Raw genomic sequence first — 16,454 nt, 5'->3', positions numbered from 1 at the left:
AGGGCAGGGGCAAAAGTTAACACGTAAAATCTTGTCGCGACGCTGCGAGAGGCTGCGCTCTTCTATCCGTGCGCTCCGAATTGATTCGCTATGCTGATCGAAAGCCTCAGCATCAAAGAATAGGCACGCTCGATCGGATCGATGAAATCGCGCCCGATCTGGGCATAACCCTCGCTGGTTGCATCCGGGTAATCCGCCGGTGCATCCATTGCGAAATCGCCGGGCGCGGGAAAGTGGGTCGGGAATGCACGGCGCATTTGCGCCAAGGCATCTTCGATCCGCAGGCTGAACACCATTTCAAGCACATCTTCGCGGCTGATATCGTTTGCCCGGCTGAACACCGGAACAGACACAGCCTTCAGGAAAATATGCTGCATCAAGGCAAGCCGGACAGATTGCGCAGCGCCAATCATCCTGCGGGTCGTTTCGCGGTTGGAGTCCGGATCTTCCGCCGGAAGCAGATCGAACAGGCGATAGAGTTTCAGCGCATCGACCCGCAAACGCGAAGCAAGCCGGCGATAAACTCCGGTGCGGTCATCCTTCGTCAGGAATTCTGCCAGTGTTTCACACGCGCCCGACAGGTGCGGCTCTGTCCCGCGATAGGGGCGGCTGGCCCAATAGGCCGAGTTGAACAATTCACCATAGGCGGCGACCGTTTTGATGCTGGCAAGGCCATTGGAAGCCCGTGCAAGGCTGATCAATTGCTGCCCGCGCGGGCTGGATTCAATCAGGCTGGCCAGTTCTTCATAATTGCCATCTGCGGCGCTGCCGATGCCGGAAATGACGTTCACCGGATAGCCGAGCTGCTGTAGCACGGAATTGTGCGGGATCGCGCGGATTTGCCGCAGGTTCATATCGCGGTCGGCTGAAATATCAGACTGACGTCGGGAAACACGGCTGCCTGTGGAATTGAGCAGACCCAGTCCAAACGCCGTGACCGCGCGCGAATAGGTCGCGCTGCGCAAATGTTGGCGCTGGTGAGCGCGAACTGCGCGATAGAAATCAAGGCTGATATCTGTGCGGCTGTAGAACGGATCATTGGCGGCATCGGCATTATCGACCGGTGCGCAGACGATGCGCGAAAGGGTGGCGAGCGCCAATTCCGGGCGCGAGAAGAATAGATAGCCGTCACCGCCTTGAAAGCTGACTTCGGGTTCCAGCTTGATGCCGGAACTGGCGAAACGGTGCCTTGCCCAACCGCTCATCGGCCAGCTTAGCCGGTCTTCAAAATTCGCAGGATGCGCGCCGCGCCCCATGCTTTCGCCGTGAGTGTTGAAAATCAGTGCAGCGACATCGGCGAGATCGTTTTTCGCCATGGCCTGGGCAAATCGGCCCTGCAGGCGTTCAATTGCGAGACTTGCCGGGATCTGCCCGACAAACCGGCCAGCGTCGGAGAACCCGGTCTGGATACACGCGCGCCCGCGCAACCGAACATAGTCGCGGTATTGCTGCTCTGCGCAAAGCGAATCCAGAAACCGTCCGCCATGTTCCAGCGCGCTTTCGGTCTCGAACAAAGGCGAGACATCGACTTTGTCCTCAATCCCGAAAGTGCGCGCAAAATACAGCGCGGCGAGCACGGTGGAGGGCTGTTCGCATTCCGCAATCAGCATCCGGATCGGGGTGTCTGCATCAATATGCTCGAGGATCTGAGCCATGGCCAGGAATTGCCGGATCGCGGTGGAACTTTCGATCGCCAGGCTGGCAAAATTGGTGCGCATCGGCTTTCTGCCGGCCAGCATCCGGCGCAGCGTCGCCACCGCGCCTTTGCTCGCAAGATCAAGCTCAGGCGTTTCGTGCATATGGCTGCGGATGGCGTTGTGCAGCTGTTTGGCGTTCACGCGGAAATGGACATGGCCCATTCCCAAACCATCGGCGCGCATACACGAGGTCAGGGTCTTGATCGCAATCGCCTGATCGAGATCGTCGCTCGCTGCGGCTTCATCATCCAGCTGGGCAATGATCGCTGTGAGCGATGTCAGTTTGTCGGGGTGGTCGTATGTGAGCCTGTTAGCGGCCTGAGACAGCGCTTCGGGCGCACTTAAATCCTCACCAAAATCCTCGGCGCTGCGGCCTGCGTGATCCGCGCCCGAACGCAATGTATCGATCAATGCGTGAGCAGGGACGATCGCTTCAAGATCATCGGCAAAGCGGCGTAAGCGTTCGGCTTTTTCCGACAGTCGGAACCGGATGGATGTGTACCATTTGATATCGGTCCGGCCATCCATGTCATATCCGACCCAGCTGGCGAACCGGAATGGCAGGGGCGCAAGCGCGTGCCATTGGTCAGGCCAAACCTTGGCCGCATAAGCCAGCGTTTCCGAGACGATCTTGGATCGTGCATCCTGCGCGTTGGCCAATGCCTTGCTCACTTCGCCGTGTTCGTATTCGAGCGTGATCGAAGGGCGCTGCGCATCTGCGGCGCAGACCGACCGTGATATGGGCGTATCCTGACTGGCGGCATCGGCCACGGCGGCAGATTGGCCCGGTGTCATCAGGAACGTCGGGTGGGCCGTAAACACAGCGTGCAGCCGGGGCGATTCCCACCGCGTACGAAACGCATCAAAATCATCCGCCGATCCGAGCGCGGCATTCAGCGCAGCTTCGTTCGCTTCTGGCGCGACAGGAGCGACCAGACGCTGCAAACGGCCTGCACGCGCCTCTAGCCCGGCACATTCGAGTTCTTCGACCAAGGCTTCAAGCGCGTCGAGATCGGTTGAGCCCCCCTCAAGCGCCCGCGACAAATCGAGCCCCAATTGAAATACCGGATTGAAAAGCGGTGTCTCGCGGGTGCGGGCATGAAGTTCCTGCAAGCGCGCACTGAGATCGGCGGTATTTTTAAGCGGAAGGGTCATGCGGGAGTTTCTCCGAGGTGTTCTTGTACAAAAGCCGCCGCCGCGCCGAGTAGGCCCGGTTGAGGATGGGTGATGAGTTTGACCGGCAGATTGCCCATCATTCCGGCGAAGCGCCCCTTTGCTGTGAAGCGCGATGCAAAGCCTGAGGCAATGATGGTTTCGCGGATCCGGTAACCTAGACCGCCTGCGATAACCACTCCGCTGGCTCCCTGGATCAAGGCGATGTCTCCGGCAACCGAGCCCAAGGCGAGACAGAACCGGTCGACCGCAGCCGCCGCCAGACTGTTTGAACCATCGGTGCCCGACGTCCAGATTTCAACATCGCTCAGCTCTTTGACCGCGCGGCCTTCCATTGCGGCAAGTGCTTCGTAAATATCGACAATTGCGGGGCCTGATACGACCCGTTCATCCGAGACACGGGTGTGGCGTTTGCGAAGGCGGGCGAGGATCGCGTCTTCGATGGCATCGACTGGCGCGAAATCACCATGCCCGCCTTCGGTTGCTTGTACGCGGTATGTGCCATCGGGGCTGCGGTAGAAATGGGCAACGCCCAATCCTGTGCCTGGGCCAAGCACGCTGATTGTCCCGGTTTCGGGCAGCTCGCCTTCGGGTCCGGCCAAATGAATAAACTCATCCGCAGGAGCGCGCGCCGCAGCATGAGCGACCGCGCCGAAATCGTTGATAATCGTGTGTTTACCGCAGCCCAGCTTACTCTGGATCAGAGGCGGGCGAATGATCCACGGATTGTTCGTAAAACGGATCAGATCGGGCTTGATCGGTCCTGCGACCGCCATGGCCAGCGCATCGGGCAGGCTTCCGCCCATCCGATCACGGTAATCTTCCCACGCAGTCTGGAAACTGGCGTGATCTTCGGTGTGCAGCGTGGTCGGTTCGCCTAATGCAATACTGCCATCTGCGCCGAGTTTCGCGATCGCAAAGCGGGCATGGGTGCCGCCGATATCGACCGCTACAATTTCCATGCTTCCGCCCATATCCTATAATCCAGCACTGGCGAGCATGGCCGAGGCACCTTGTTCCGCGCCGTCCGCTTGCATTTGCAGCATCCGGTACATTTCCCGGCCCACGCCCCATTGCGGCTGGGGATCGGGGGCGGGAGTGCGCGATGAAAGATCGGCGGTGGTCGACAATTCGCCAGTGCTCGCGCAGACTTTTACAATATCGCCGGTCTGGATCAGCGAGAGCGGCCCGCCGCCAAGCGCTTCGGGTGTGCAATGGATCGCAGCGGGCACTTTGCCTGATGCGCCTGACATCCGCCCATCGGTAACGAGCGCAACCGAATATCCCCTGTCCTGAAGCACAGCGAGCGAAGGCGTGAGTGAGTGAAGTTCCGGCATGCCATTGGCGCGCGGGCCCTGAAACCGGACGACGACGACGACATCCTGATCAAGCTCGCCCGCTTTGAAAGCGGTTACGACATCAGCCTGATTTTCGAACACGCGGCAGGGGGCTTCGACGGTAAAGCGATCAGGCGAGACGGCCGATGATTTGAAGCAGGCTCTGCCCAGATTGCCAGTGACAAGTTTCATGCCGCCATCGGCGATAAACGGATCGGAGGCAGGGCGCAGCATCGTATCATCGCGGCTTTCCTTCACTGGCGTCCATGACAGTGCATCATTTTCCAGAACGGGCTCTGCGGTGTACGCATCCATGCCACCTTCCCAAACGGTGAGGATGTCGGCGTGGGCCAGCCCTTCGTCCAGCAAGGTGTGCGTCACATAGGCCATGCCGCCAGCAGCATGGAAATGGTTCACGTCGCCTGCACCGTTCGGATACACGCGCGCAAGCAAGGGGACCACGCTGGAAAGCTCAGCCAGATCGGTCCAGTCAACGATGATACCTGCCGCGCGGGCCATCGCCGGAATGTGGATCGCGTGATTGGTCGAACCGCCAGTCGCAAGCAAACCGATGACCGCGTTCACGATGGCTTTTTCATCGACGACTTTGGCTAGGGTGCGCTCGGTGGTTCCGGCCAGTTCGGCCAGGCGATGGATCGCCGCACGATCGAGTGATTGGCGCAGTTTCGTACCCGGCTGGATGAAAGCGCTGCCGGGAATGTGCAGGCCCATCATTTCCATCATCATCTGATTGGAATTGGCGGTGCCATAAAATGTACAAGTGCCGGGCGAATGATAGCTGCCGAGCTCGCTTTCAAGCAGCGCGTCCCGGCCAATTTCGCCTGCGGCGAATTTCTGGCGGGTTTCCTGTTTCTGTTTATTGGATATGCCCGATGGCATCGGCCCCGAAGGCACGAATACCGCTGGCAAATGCCCAAATCTCAGCGCACCCATAAGCAGGCCGGGCACGATTTTGTCGCATATGCCGAGGCAGGCAATGCCATCATACATCTGATGCGAAAGCGCGATCCCGGTAGACATCGCGATTACATCACGGCTGAACAGCGATAGCTCCATGCCATCTTCGCCCTGCGTTACCCCATCGCACATGGCCGGCGTTCCGCCTGCAACCTGCGCTGTCGCACCGACTTCACGCGCAAAAATTTTCATGCGGTCAGGATACCGGCCATATGGCTGATGCGCGGAGAGCATGTCGTTGTAGGCGGTAACGATCCCAATGTTCGGACCGCGTCCGGCTTTCATCGCGTCCTGATCTTCCAGCGCACCGGCAAAAGCATGGGCCAGGTTGGAACAGGCCACGTCTTTATGCTCTGGCTTGCGGTCCGCTTCGCGTTGCATCAGTTCAAGATAGGATGCACGGCTTGCCCGAGAATTTTCGACAATCCGCTCGGTCACGCGGCGGATGGTATTGTTCAACTTAGTCATGCCAGCTTACTCCGTCACGCTCAGTCAGGGCTATGGCTGCGTTGGGGCCCCATGTGCCCGCGCTGTAGGGTTTTGGTTTGATCCCTGCTTCTTCCCAGACCGCGCGGATCGCATCAATCCATTGCCACTGCGCTTCGACTTCGTCGCGGCGCACAAACAGCGTCTGATCACCTTGAATCAGATCGAGCAGGAGGCGTTCGTAAGCAATCCGGCGATGCTGTCCGACAAAGGCATCGGGCATCGTAATCTCAAGCGGCACCTGACGCAATTTTACGCCATCCACTCCAAGGCCGGGAACTTTTGCCATTAAAGACAGCGTGATGTTTTCTTCCGGTTGAATTCCGATCAACAGCTGGTTGGGCTGCATGCCTGATCCCATCCCTTCGAAAATCGAATGCGGGACGCTGCGGAAGCGGACGACGATCTCGGTAACGCGTTCTTGCAGGCGTTTGCCGGTGCGCAGGTAAAAGGGCACCCCTTTCCAACGCCAATTATCAACATGGGCCTTGATCGCGACAAATGTCTCTGTGTCGCTGCTTTTACCCAGCTCATCATCATAGCCGGGCACGGCTTCGCCATCGACTGCGCCCCTGCTGTATTGGCCGGTGACCGTTTCATCGGCGGCAACGCGCCGAAGCGCGCGAAGGGCTTTCACCTTTTCATCCCGCACCGCGGTCGCATCGAAACTGGTGGGTGGCTCCATCGCGACCAGCGCAAGCAGCTGCAACATGTGGTTTTGCACCATGTCCCGCATCGCTCCGCTATCATCATAATATCCGACGCGCGATTCCAGGCCGACCGTTTCGCCAACGGTGATCTGGACGTGCTCGATATAATTGGAATTCCAGATCGGTTCGAAAAGGATATTGCCAAACCGCAGCGCGAGCAGGTTTTGGACGGTTTCCTTGCCCAGATAATGATCGATCCTGAAAATACGGTCTTCGGTAAAGGCTTCGGCCACCGCATTATTAATAGCGCAGCTGCTATCCAGATCGGTGCCAAGCGGCTTTTCAAGCCCGATACGCACATGGTCACCGGTCAATCCGGCATGCTGCAATCCGGCAATCGTCGGACCAAACAGGCTTGGTGCTGTTGACAGGAATATGGCCAGACCACCTTCGCCATCTTTGCTGGTGGATGGCCCCACTTTTTCAGCGAGGTCTACAAAACCGTCCAGTGTCGTCGCATCGAGCGCCTGATAGCTGAGCCGGTTCAGGAACGTGGCCATACCGCCGCGCCGCTCTGCGGGCAGGAATTTCTCAAGCGCTTCGCGCGCCATGTCGCGAAATTCGCTGTCGCCAATTTCACTGCGAGCTGTGCCTACGATGCGCAATGTCTCTGGCAACAAGCCATCTGCGTCCAATGCACAAAGGCTGGGCAAGAGCATGCGCCGCGCCAGATCACCGGTTGCTCCGAATAACAGCAGCCGGTCGGCAGATATCGCCGGTATATCCATATGTGACACTTCCTTTGGGTGTGGCGCTGTTATTATCTCAGCATGGTTTAGCGCGCTGCGCAGCGGACGACCATAGCGCCGCATAGCTATTCAAACATACCCCGAATTTCCGACCATTTGCCCGACCTGTGACATTCAGTGTCCCAAACCAAATTCCCGATCAAAGCGAACATCAACACAGCGTCGCGGTCCAGGGTGGCTCTGCGTAAGATATAAAGGATCGTAAATGAAATCTCTGATGACCGCGCCAAGAGGCAAATTCGGCGGTTGATGGCAGGCTGGGCAAAGCTGCGGCGATAAGTTGTGTGCATTATATCTTCTCACGCTGGTATGAAGGGCTATTGTCCGGCATAGGCAAATGCATAGCTATGCATTGCCCTTTGGGAGGGGCGCCTGATGAACTCCGTCCGTAAAGCCCCAAGGGTGACCAGTTTCGACGTCGCAGAACGCGCTGGCGTAAGCCAGTCAACCGTGAGCCGCGCATTGTCAGGGTCTGCCGTGATCAGCGAGGCGACGCGTGACAAGGTGCTCGATGCGGCGCAGGCGCTCGGATATTTTGTTGATGAACGTGCGGCGCGGCTGCGCCGGGGGCACACCGGCACCCTTGCCACGATTGTGATCTGCAAACCGGGCGGCGGCGCGCGCGATGTGAACCCGTTTTCCTATGCCTTGCTGGGCGGAATTTGTGCGGCTGCGGCTGAACGGGGGCTGGAAGTGCTTGTGTCGCTTCAGTCCGAGGAAGATCGCTTGTTCGGGCACTATGTCGAGCGGGGGCAAGCCGAAGGCATGATTGTCATCGGCACCACGGCCAATCGCACGGCGTGGGATTATTTTCGCAAGGCTGGAGAGACAACACAGCCGGTGGCTTATTGGGGATCGCCGCTCGGCGACCTTGATTGGGTGTCTTCTGATAATGAAACAGGCGCGCGGCTTGCCGCGGAACATCTGGCTGAGCGCGGGTGCAAAAAACTGGCAGTCATCGGATCGCACACCAGCACGCAGCGCCAGTTTGGCGAGCGTGTTGATGCGTTTATGGCGCGTGCCAAAGAGTTAGGCGTGACAGCCATCCTGGAAACGATCGAGCCGGGCGGAGCGCGCCGCGAACAAGGGCGCATGGCAGCCGAGGCCTTGCTGGAAAGTGGCACAAACTTTGATGGTGTTTTTGCCGTTTGTGATGCGCTGGCTTTTGGCGTCATGGATGCTCTTCAGGCGGCAGGCTGCTCCGTGCCCGATGATATCAAGATTGTCGGGTTTGATGGCATCCCTGCGAGCGAGCTGACCACGCCGCCACTCACGACGATTGAGCCGGATCTGGATCAGGCCGGCCGCCTGCTGGTCGAGGCTGTCGCCGATGGCAGTGAACATCCGAGCGTAAGGCGGGTGCCCGTCAGGCTTTTGGTGCGCGGGAGCAGTTAGGTCGTTTGCGCGACCTGTACCTCGCTGTATTCGAAAAGATGAGGTCCGAAACTGGTCAGGAAACTTACATCGGCTGCATCCCTGCCAACGCCGATAATCACGGTATCTTGCGGCGCGGCCATTCCTGTAGTGTCGATCAGATGCCAGGTCCCGCGATTATGATCCGCCCGATCGGCAAGGTATACCTGCGCAACGGCATGGAAATCGGGCGGGCTCACACCTGGTGAAAAGCACGCGACATAACGGGCAGGGATCATCGATGCACGTGCCAGCGTAATCATGAGATGCGCATAATCGCGGCAGATGCCTTGCCTCACAGCAAAGGTTTCCGACGCATCGGTTTCTGGTCCGCTGACCCCTGCGACATAGCTTAAATGATCGGCAATCCATGTCCGGATTGCGATAATCCGGTCGCCGCCCGAGGTGCCGCCAAATTCCTGTTCGACAAAGTTGTGAAAGTGCCCTGACGGGCAATAGCGGGAATCAAACAGATAGTTGGTCGCTATCCCGGACAAAAGGTGCGGCGGCATCGCTGGTAAACCAGCAAGATCCTCTTCGTTGCGTTCAATCAGAATCGCCGCATCATACCGCGCTTCGAAACGCCCCTTGGCATGGACCCACACCCGTTCGCCGACACCATCCTGAGCCGAAATTCGAGCGGTGTGATCGGCCGCGCTTAGATGCGTCTTGCTCGACAATATGACCTGACCTTCGATAGGCGCCGCTTCGAATTGGAGCAGCACGTCTGTCGGTTCATCAAGTTCAAAGGCAAATGAGGCGGTGATTTCAATTGGCATTACAGATGAAACGGCTGGTGGGCGGATCGTTCCTTATCCGCGCTCGCCCCAATCCGTATTCGGTCACTCTTGTGCAAGCGATCTAGTCCGCGATCACGCCGTACAAATCATGCGCGTCGGCGTCTTCGACATGGACGGTGACAATATCACCGGCCGTCAATTCCTCAGGCACATCGCGAAGATAGACCGCGCCGTCGATTTCAGGCGCGTCAGCCTGACTGCGGCCGGTTGCGCCGATATCGCCATCCTCGTCGGGTTCACCCACGTCATCGATAATGACCGGGATTGACCGGCCGACTTTAGCGGACAGTTTGGCTGCGCTGATCCGTTCGGTGACCTCCATCAGGCGCGCATAGCGCTCTTCCTTGATTTCTTCTGGCACCGGATCGGGCAGGTCATTCGCCTTGGCGCCTTCGACAGGTTCAAACCGGAATGCGCCAACCCGGTCGAGCTGGGCTTCTTCAAGCCAGTCGATGAGATATTTGAAGTCGTCTTCAGTTTCACCCGGGAAACCAACGACAAAGGACGAACGCACGGCGATATCAGGACAAATCTCGCGCCAGCCTTTAAGCCGTTCGAGAACCTTGGCCTCGTTCGCAGGGCGCTTCATGCGTTTCAGCACACTCGGCGCAGCGTGCTGAAATGGAATGTCGAGATAAGGCGTCAGCAACCCCTCAGCCATCAGCGGGATGACCTGATCGACATGCGGGTAAGGGTAAACATAGTGCAGCCTCACCCAAGGCGCAGCGTCATCGGATGTGCGCAACTGGCCCAGCTCACGGGCGAGATCGGTCATGTGGGCGCGGACTTCGCGGCCTTTCCATTGGCGCGGATCATGGCGGGTATCCACCCCATAGGCCGAGGTGTCCTGGCTGATAACGAGCAGCTCTTTGGTGCCAGCCTCAACCAGTTTTTCCGCTTCACGCAGCACCGCATCGATCCGGCGGCTGGCCAGTTTCCCGCGAAGGTCGGGAATGATGCAGAACGAACAGGAATGATTGCAGCCCTCTGAAATTTTCAGATAACTGTAGTGGCGCGGGGTCAATTTGATATCGGGTTGCGGGATCAGATCGACATAGGGGCCTTGCGAAGGCGGGGCGTGCGTGTGCACGGCGGCCACGACTTGTTCGTATTGATGCGCACCGGTCACGGCGAGAACTTGCGGATGGGCGGCGCGGATCGCGTCTGCGTCTTCGCCCATACAGCCGGTCACAATCACGCGGCCATTTTCTGAAATCGCTTCGCCAATCGCAGCGAGGCTTTCCTCTTTGGCGCTATCCAGAAATCCGCATGTATTCACCAGAACCACATCGGCTCCGGCATAATCGGGGCTCATCGCGTAGCCATCTGCGCGAAGGCGGGTCAGGATGCGTTCGGAATCGACCAATGCCTTGGGACAGCCGAGCGAAACCATGCCGACGCGTTTTTGATCGGCCAGCTTTGTTGGATCTGAGGTGGTTGTGTTGTTCATCTTGGCCGCGCCTCTACACGTAGGCAGGCGATTGCGCTAGTTTCGTAAACGAACAGGGAGATTCTTGATGAGCGATTTCGCACTTTGGCCCGTACTCGCTGGCGCAGGCGCGTTCTTTGTTGTCGGCGCGCTGTGGTACGGCGTGATCTTTGGCACAGCCTGGCAAAAGGCCGCCGGCATGTCAGATGATCAGGTGCAAAGCGGTAATATGCTTGTGATTTTCGGCCTGACATTTCTGTTTGAGATATTGATTGCGATGGTCCTGTGGCATCTTATCGCCCGCACCAATCCGGCTCCGCACGTGGTCATGATGATGTCTGTCGGATTTGCCATCGGCGTGATGATTCCCGCGGTCGGCATCCATTATCTGTATCTGCGCAAAAGCCTCGCGCACTTTTTGATCGATTCGGGTCACATGATCACCGGAATGGCGGCCATGGGCGGCGTCTTCCTGCTGTTCCTGTAAGAGCGGGCGCGGGCCCGGTCATCTGCGAATGCCGGGCGGTGTTACACTAATGCCCGTCGCCTTGGGTCTTGCCATTTTCGCTAGGCACGATTTCAACCAGCACGTCTCCCGGCTGAAGGCTCTCGCTTTCCTCTTCCCAGTATCCGATAGCGCGCCCGTTGCGATAGATCCGCAGGCCGCGCCCGCCGCTGCTGAGCTCTGTGATAGAGCAGCCGCATTCTTCTTCGGTCACGACCCGTTCGACCAATTGGACACGCCCGCTCACCGAAGCGAGATCGGCCAGATAATCGGCGATATGTTCTCCCTTTGCCGATCCGGCCAGCAACAGGCCGGTAAAGCGTACCGGGTTGATGACGTTGTTGGCACCCGCCTGACGGGCCAGCAATTCATTGTCATCGGCGCGAACGACGACGCTGATCGGGACTTTCGGTGCGAGGTGACGCACCGTAAGAACGATCAGGATCGAGGTGTCATCACGTCCGGCGGACACGAGCACATTGCTCGCCTCCTGAATACGCACCGCTTTCAGGGTCTCATCGCGTGTGGCGTCCGCACCCATCACATTCACACCGAGCTTTTCAGCCGATGCCAGTCGTTCCTCGCTCGGATCGACAACAACAATATCGTTCGGATCAGTGCCGCGTTGGATCAGTTCTTCGACGCTTTGCGAGCCCGATATGCCATAGCCGAGCACGACCACGTGATCGCTTAGTTTTTCCTGGATACGGGCCATACGCCATTTCTCCCAGCTACGTTTGATGATGAAATTGTAGGCAGTGCCCACGAAAATGAAAAAGACTGCAAAACGGATCGGGGTCACAATCACCGCTTCGATCAATCGCGCGCTGTCGGTGACAGGCGCGATATCGCCGAACCCAGTGGTGGTGATCGAAATCATGGTGAAATACACCACGTCGAGAAAACTGATTTCGCCATCGACGCTATCGACCAACCCGTCACGGTCAAGCCAATGGATCATCACCACGATGAAAATCAAGAAAAGCGCAAGACCAAGCCGGATGCTGAGATCGCCCCACACCGGCAGTTTTACAGAGCGACGCAGCGGCTTGAACTTGCTGGCGGCAACAATCCTGTCAGGTTTGCCGGAGAAAATCTTGTCCGTCTCGCGTTTTGCCATGAAATATCCCAGCCTCGCGGCTTACCCCTCAAACCGCTGTGCCATCGCATTAAGCGATGCGTGATGGGTAAGGTCAAGCTGTAGCGGCGTCACAGAAATATAGCCTTCGTCGATCGCTTCCAGATCGGTGCCGTGATCCAACGTGTGTTCGATGGCGTGAAGGCCAAACCAGAAATACCGGTAGCCGCGCGGGTCTTTGCCTTCGACAACGCTACCGCGCGAATAATCGTGGAAACCCTGACGCACAACGCGGATGCCTTTGACTTCGTTTGCCGGTAGGGGCGGGAAGTTCACATTGACCAGTGTGCGTTCTGCAAACGGAGCATTCAACAGCGGTTCGATCACTTTCGCGCCCCATTCCAAAGCCGCGCCAAAAGGCACGGTGTCGGCCATGCCTTCGCGGGCGTAGACTTGGCTGAGAGCGATGGAGCGGACCCCTGCCAGCGCGCCTTCGATGGCGGCGGAAACCGTGCCCGAATAGGTGATGTCATCGCCCAGATTGGCCCCGCGGTTCACACCGGACAGCACAAGATCAGGCGGACCGTCCATCACCTCGCGCAGCGCCATCATAACGCTGTCGGTCGGTGTACCCGTGACGGCGAACCGCCGCTCGGCAAATTGCTGCAAACGCACCGGGCGATTGAGTGTCAGCGAATGCCCTGCGCCCGATTGTTCTTCGGACGGGGCACAAATCCAGATGTCATCGGAAAACTGGCGCGCGATTTTCTCCAGCACTTCGAAACCGGGCGCGTGATAGCCATCGTCATTGGTCAAAAGGATGCGCATTAAGAAACAGGCTCCAGCTTGGTCACGCCGTCCATATAGGGATGCAGAACCTCAGGAACGAGAACGCTGCCATCGGCCTGCTGATAGTTTTCGATCACGGCAACAAGTGTGCGGCCCACGGCGAGGCCGGAACCGTTGAGCGTGTGGACGAATTCGGTCTTCTTTTTCTCGCCTTCGGGGCGGTAACGGGTGTTCATCCGCCGCGCCTGAAAATCGCCGGTGTTGGAACACGAGCTGATTTCGCGATAGGCGCTTTGTCCGGGCAGCCATACTTCGAGATCGTAGGTTTTGCGCGCGCCAAAGCCCATATCGCCGGTGCACAGCAGCACTTTGCGGTAAGGCAGATCGAGCGCCTGCAGGATCGCTTCGGCGGCGCCGGTCATGCGTTCATGTTCGGCGCTGCTGTCTTCGGGTTTGACAATGCTGACGAGTTCGCATTTTTCGAACTGGTGCTGACGGATAAATCCGCGCGTATCGCGGCCCGCTGAGCCCGCTTCGGAGCGGAAACATTGCGTGAGCGCGGTCAGGCGGATGGGCAGGGCGCTTTCGTCGAGGAGATCGCCCATGACGGACGCGGTGAGAGGCACTTCGGATGTGGGGATGAGCCAATGCGCTTCGGTTGTGCGGAAACTATCCTCGGCAAACTTTGGCAGCTTATCCGTGCCGTACATCGCCTCGTCCCGAACCAGAACCGGCGGCATACACTCGGTGTAACCATATTCGCGGGTCTGGCGGTCGATCATAAATTGGCCGAGTGCGCGGTGCAGGCGGGCCATGTCGCCGCGCAGGAAGGTGAAGCGCGCTCCCGAAAGCTTCGTGCCGGTCTCGAAATCCATGCCGAGATCAGGCGCGAAATCGGCGTGTTCCTTTGGCTCGAAATCAAATTCCGGTTTTGTGCCCCAAGTCGAAACTTCGACATTGCTCTCTTCGTTCGCGCCTTCGGGCACGTCATCAAACGGCATGTTCGGGATCACCGCCAGAGCGGTTTGCAGTTGCTCGCCCAGCTCACGCTCGCGCTCTTCCAGAGCGGGCATGTCCTGCTTGATCTGGGCGACTTCCGCCTTCAGCGCCTCGGCTTCGTCGGTGTTGCCTTGGCCCATCGCCTTGCCAATGGCTTTGGAGGCTTCGTTGCGGCGGCTTTGCGCCTCTTGCAGCTTGGTCGCGACGGCGCGGCGTTTCTCGTCCAGCGCAAGGATTGCGGCGGCAACAGGGTCGGCGCCGCGCCGGGCCAGCGCGGCGTCAAATGCTTCGGGGTTCTCTCGGATAAAACGAATATCGTGCATGGCTTGCGCCTATGCCCGCTTCGCATCGCCTTGAAAAGTGTTCGTGATCAGGCCCCGCGCTACTTTGTGATCACAGCGCGGAATATTTCGATCAGGTCCGAAGAGCTGCGCGAGGCTGAGGTATCGTATTCGGCCGGACATTCGAGGCAATAGGCCTGAATGCCGCGCGTGCCGGTAAGCCGTTCGATATCCCCTGCAAGCCTTCCCAGCATCAATTCGCGGTTGATCGCTGCGCGCGCGAACAGATCGGCGCCGCCCGTTGGCTGCGCGGTTTCAGCAGACAGCAATTGCCGGATCAGGGAATTGTAATTGGCAGCTTGTTCACCCAGGAACACCGGATGCCAGTCGCCCTCTTCAAGGTTGGCTTTGCCAGCAACCCATGCCAGCGCATCGTCCAACCCGCCGAATTGGTCGATCAGGCCAAGCTGACGGGCTGATCCGCCATCCCACACGCCCCCTTGGGCAATGGTGTCGACATCGGCGGTCGATTTGCCGCGCGCTTCGGCGACCCGCGCCAAGAACCGGTTGTAAGTGTTGGCAATGGACGCTTGCAAAATGGTGTCCACTTCCGGCGTCAAACCGCCGATCAGGTCCGGCTGACCAGACAGCGGCGTGGTGCGGAAACCGTCTGCGTTCACACCGATTTCGCCAGCGGCATTTTCAAAGGTTGGCAGCACGGCAAATACGCCGATGGAACCGGTGATGGTTTCTGGCTGGGCAAAGATGCGGTCGCTGGAGGTTGCGACCCAATATCCGCCGCTTGCTGCGACATTGGCAAAGGAGACGGCAACCGGAATATCCTTGGCCTGATGGCGCTCGATAGCGCGAAGGATTTCTTCAGAGGCAAGCACGGAGCCGCCTGGCGAATTGACGCGCACGACCAGTCCGGCAAGATCATCGGAAAGCGCATCGTCAAGCAGCTTGGCAATGCGCGTGCCGCCCGCCGTTCCCGGTCCCGCTTCGCCATCGACAATGGTGCCGGCAACAGTGACTACAGCGATCGCTTTGCCTTTTTTGGCGGAGGCTATGTCAGCGAGGAAAGGTGCAAAATCGCTTTTCGCATAGCTTCCGGGGGCTTTGCTCCAATCGTCTTCGCCAGCGACTTCGGCAACGCGATTGCCGAATTCAACGCGGTCACCCAGCTTGTCAACAAGCCCAGCGGCAAGCGCGGCTTTGGCCATGTCTCCGCCATTGTCCTCGATCCATGCAACCGGATCTTTGGTCACCTGTTCCAGATCGGCACCCGGACGCGCTTTGGATACGTTGGCCTGCCATTCTTCCCATAAAGCGCCATAGAGCGCGCCAATATTTTCGCGGGCTTCATCAGACATAGAGTTGCGCGAATAGGGCTCAACTGCGGCTTTAAATGTGCCGATACGGTAGATCCGGGCGTTGATTTTCAGCCGGTCGAGCAGATCCGCGTAATACAGATTGCTTCCCCCGGGGCCGGATATCATCGCGCCGCCGAACGGATCGGCCCAAACCTCGCTGGCATGGGCAGCCAGATGCATATGATCGTCACTGTATGCCAGCGCATAGGTAAAGACCGGTTTGTCGGCTTTGCGAACGCGGTCCATAGCCTCGCCCACTTCCTGCATGTGGACCTGACCGCCTCCCAGAAATGTGGTGAGATCCATCACCACCGCTTTGATGCGGTCATCCGAGGCCGCCGCGTCGAGCGCGCGCACAAGATCGCGCGCCTGATGTTCGATCGGCGGGGCCTGTCCGCTGAGCAAGGTCGCGATAGGATCGACTGATGAGCGTTCTTCAACAACAAAGCCGGACATATCGATGTAAAGCGCGCCATCGCGCACTTGGCCCGGATTGGGGCTGGCCGACAGCAGGCTGAACAGCGCCACAAAGAAAAGCAGCATGAAAATCATAACAAGGCCATCTTTGACCCCGACCAGGATTTTCCAGACTTTGCCGACAAAACTCATATAATCAGTCCCCTGTAGGGCGCACCGCCCATAATGTTGTGCCCACCT

At 58.5% G+C, this 16,454-nt stretch carries 12 protein-coding genes; 2 read left to right on the top strand and 10 right to left on the bottom strand.

Annotated elements, in window-relative coordinates; genetic code table 11:
* Positions 1 to 62: 62 nt before the first annotated feature.
* Genes FGU71_RS02475 through zwf form a run of 4 tightly spaced genes read right to left on the bottom strand, consistent with a single transcriptional unit; the run spans position 63 to position 7,109 of the window.
* The gene (locus FGU71_RS02475; RefSeq protein WP_142787104.1) at positions 63 to 2,852 is read right to left on the bottom strand and encodes a phosphoenolpyruvate carboxylase; all 2,790 of its coding nucleotides are present in this window, start codon (positions 2,850 to 2,852) and stop codon (positions 63 to 65) included.
* On the bottom strand, positions 2,849 to 3,832 hold the full coding sequence (locus FGU71_RS02470) for a glucokinase (protein ID WP_234035604.1): 984 nt from the start codon (positions 3,830 to 3,832) through the stop codon (positions 2,849 to 2,851). Before FGU71_RS02470 ends, FGU71_RS02475 begins: the two co-directional genes overlap by 4 nt.
* A gap of 15 nt (positions 3,833 to 3,847) precedes the next feature.
* A complete protein-coding gene (gene edd / locus FGU71_RS02465) occupies positions 3,848 to 5,653 on the bottom strand; it encodes a phosphogluconate dehydratase (protein WP_142787102.1) in 1,806 nt (601 codons plus the stop codon).
* Positions 5,646 to 7,109: a glucose-6-phosphate dehydrogenase gene (gene zwf / locus FGU71_RS02460; protein WP_234035603.1), complete on the bottom strand. Its 1,464-nt coding sequence runs from the start codon at positions 7,107 to 7,109 to the stop codon at positions 5,646 to 5,648. Before zwf ends, edd begins: the two co-directional genes overlap by 8 nt.
* A 396-nt stretch (positions 7,110 to 7,505) precedes the next feature.
* Between zwf and FGU71_RS02455 the strand changes: the two genes are divergently transcribed.
* Entirely contained in the window at positions 7,506 to 8,525 is a 1,020-nt protein-coding gene (locus FGU71_RS02455) for a LacI family DNA-binding transcriptional regulator (protein WP_142787101.1), read from the top strand.
* Here the strand turns inward: FGU71_RS02455 and FGU71_RS02450 are convergent.
* Together FGU71_RS02450 and rimO are read right to left on the bottom strand one after the other, a co-directional pair.
* Positions 8,522 to 9,322, bottom strand: a complete 801-nt coding sequence (locus FGU71_RS02450; RefSeq protein ID WP_142787100.1) for a transglutaminase-like domain-containing protein — start codon at positions 9,320 to 9,322, stop codon at positions 8,522 to 8,524. The two genes, FGU71_RS02455 and FGU71_RS02450, sit on opposite strands and share 4 nt — an antisense overlap.
* An 82-nt stretch (positions 9,323 to 9,404) precedes the next feature.
* Positions 9,405 to 10,793, bottom strand: a complete 1,389-nt coding sequence (gene rimO / locus FGU71_RS02445) for a 30S ribosomal protein S12 methylthiotransferase RimO (protein ID WP_142787099.1) — start codon at positions 10,791 to 10,793, stop codon at positions 9,405 to 9,407.
* Between the two features lie 67 nt (positions 10,794 to 10,860).
* On the opposite strand from rimO, the gene FGU71_RS02440 reads away from it, so the two are divergent.
* Positions 10,861 to 11,259, top strand: coding sequence for a DUF1761 domain-containing protein (locus FGU71_RS02440; RefSeq protein WP_142787098.1), 399 nt, complete (start codon positions 10,861 to 10,863; stop codon positions 11,257 to 11,259).
* 46 nt (positions 11,260 to 11,305) lie between these two features.
* On the opposite strand, the gene FGU71_RS02435 is transcribed toward FGU71_RS02440, so the two are convergent.
* From FGU71_RS02435 to sppA, 4 genes are read right to left on the bottom strand one after another with little or no spacing between them, the layout of a single operon-like run.
* Positions 11,306 to 12,397, bottom strand: coding sequence for a potassium channel family protein (locus tag FGU71_RS02435; RefSeq protein ID WP_142787097.1), 1,092 nt, complete (start codon positions 12,395 to 12,397; stop codon positions 11,306 to 11,308).
* A 21-nt stretch (positions 12,398 to 12,418) separates the two neighbouring features.
* A complete protein-coding gene (surE, locus tag FGU71_RS02430; protein WP_142787096.1) occupies positions 12,419 to 13,183 on the bottom strand; it encodes a 5'/3'-nucleotidase SurE in 765 nt (254 codons plus the stop codon).
* The gene (serS, locus tag FGU71_RS02425; RefSeq protein ID WP_142787095.1) at positions 13,183 to 14,466 is read right to left on the bottom strand and encodes a serine--tRNA ligase; all 1,284 of its coding nucleotides are present in this window, start codon (positions 14,464 to 14,466) and stop codon (positions 13,183 to 13,185) included. Before serS ends, surE begins: the two co-directional genes overlap by 1 nt.
* Positions 14,467 to 14,525: 59 nt before the next feature.
* Positions 14,526 to 16,406: a signal peptide peptidase SppA gene (sppA, locus tag FGU71_RS02420; protein ID WP_142787094.1), complete on the bottom strand. Its 1,881-nt coding sequence runs from the start codon at positions 16,404 to 16,406 to the stop codon at positions 14,526 to 14,528.
* Between the last annotated feature and the right edge of the window lie 48 nt (positions 16,407 to 16,454).

The organism is Erythrobacter insulae, from assembly GCF_007004095.1.
GTDB lineage: Bacteria > Pseudomonadota > Alphaproteobacteria > Sphingomonadales > Sphingomonadaceae > Erythrobacter > Erythrobacter insulae.
Note: the sequence above shows the minus strand (reverse complement) of the source record. Positions and strands in the feature narration are given on the sequence as shown.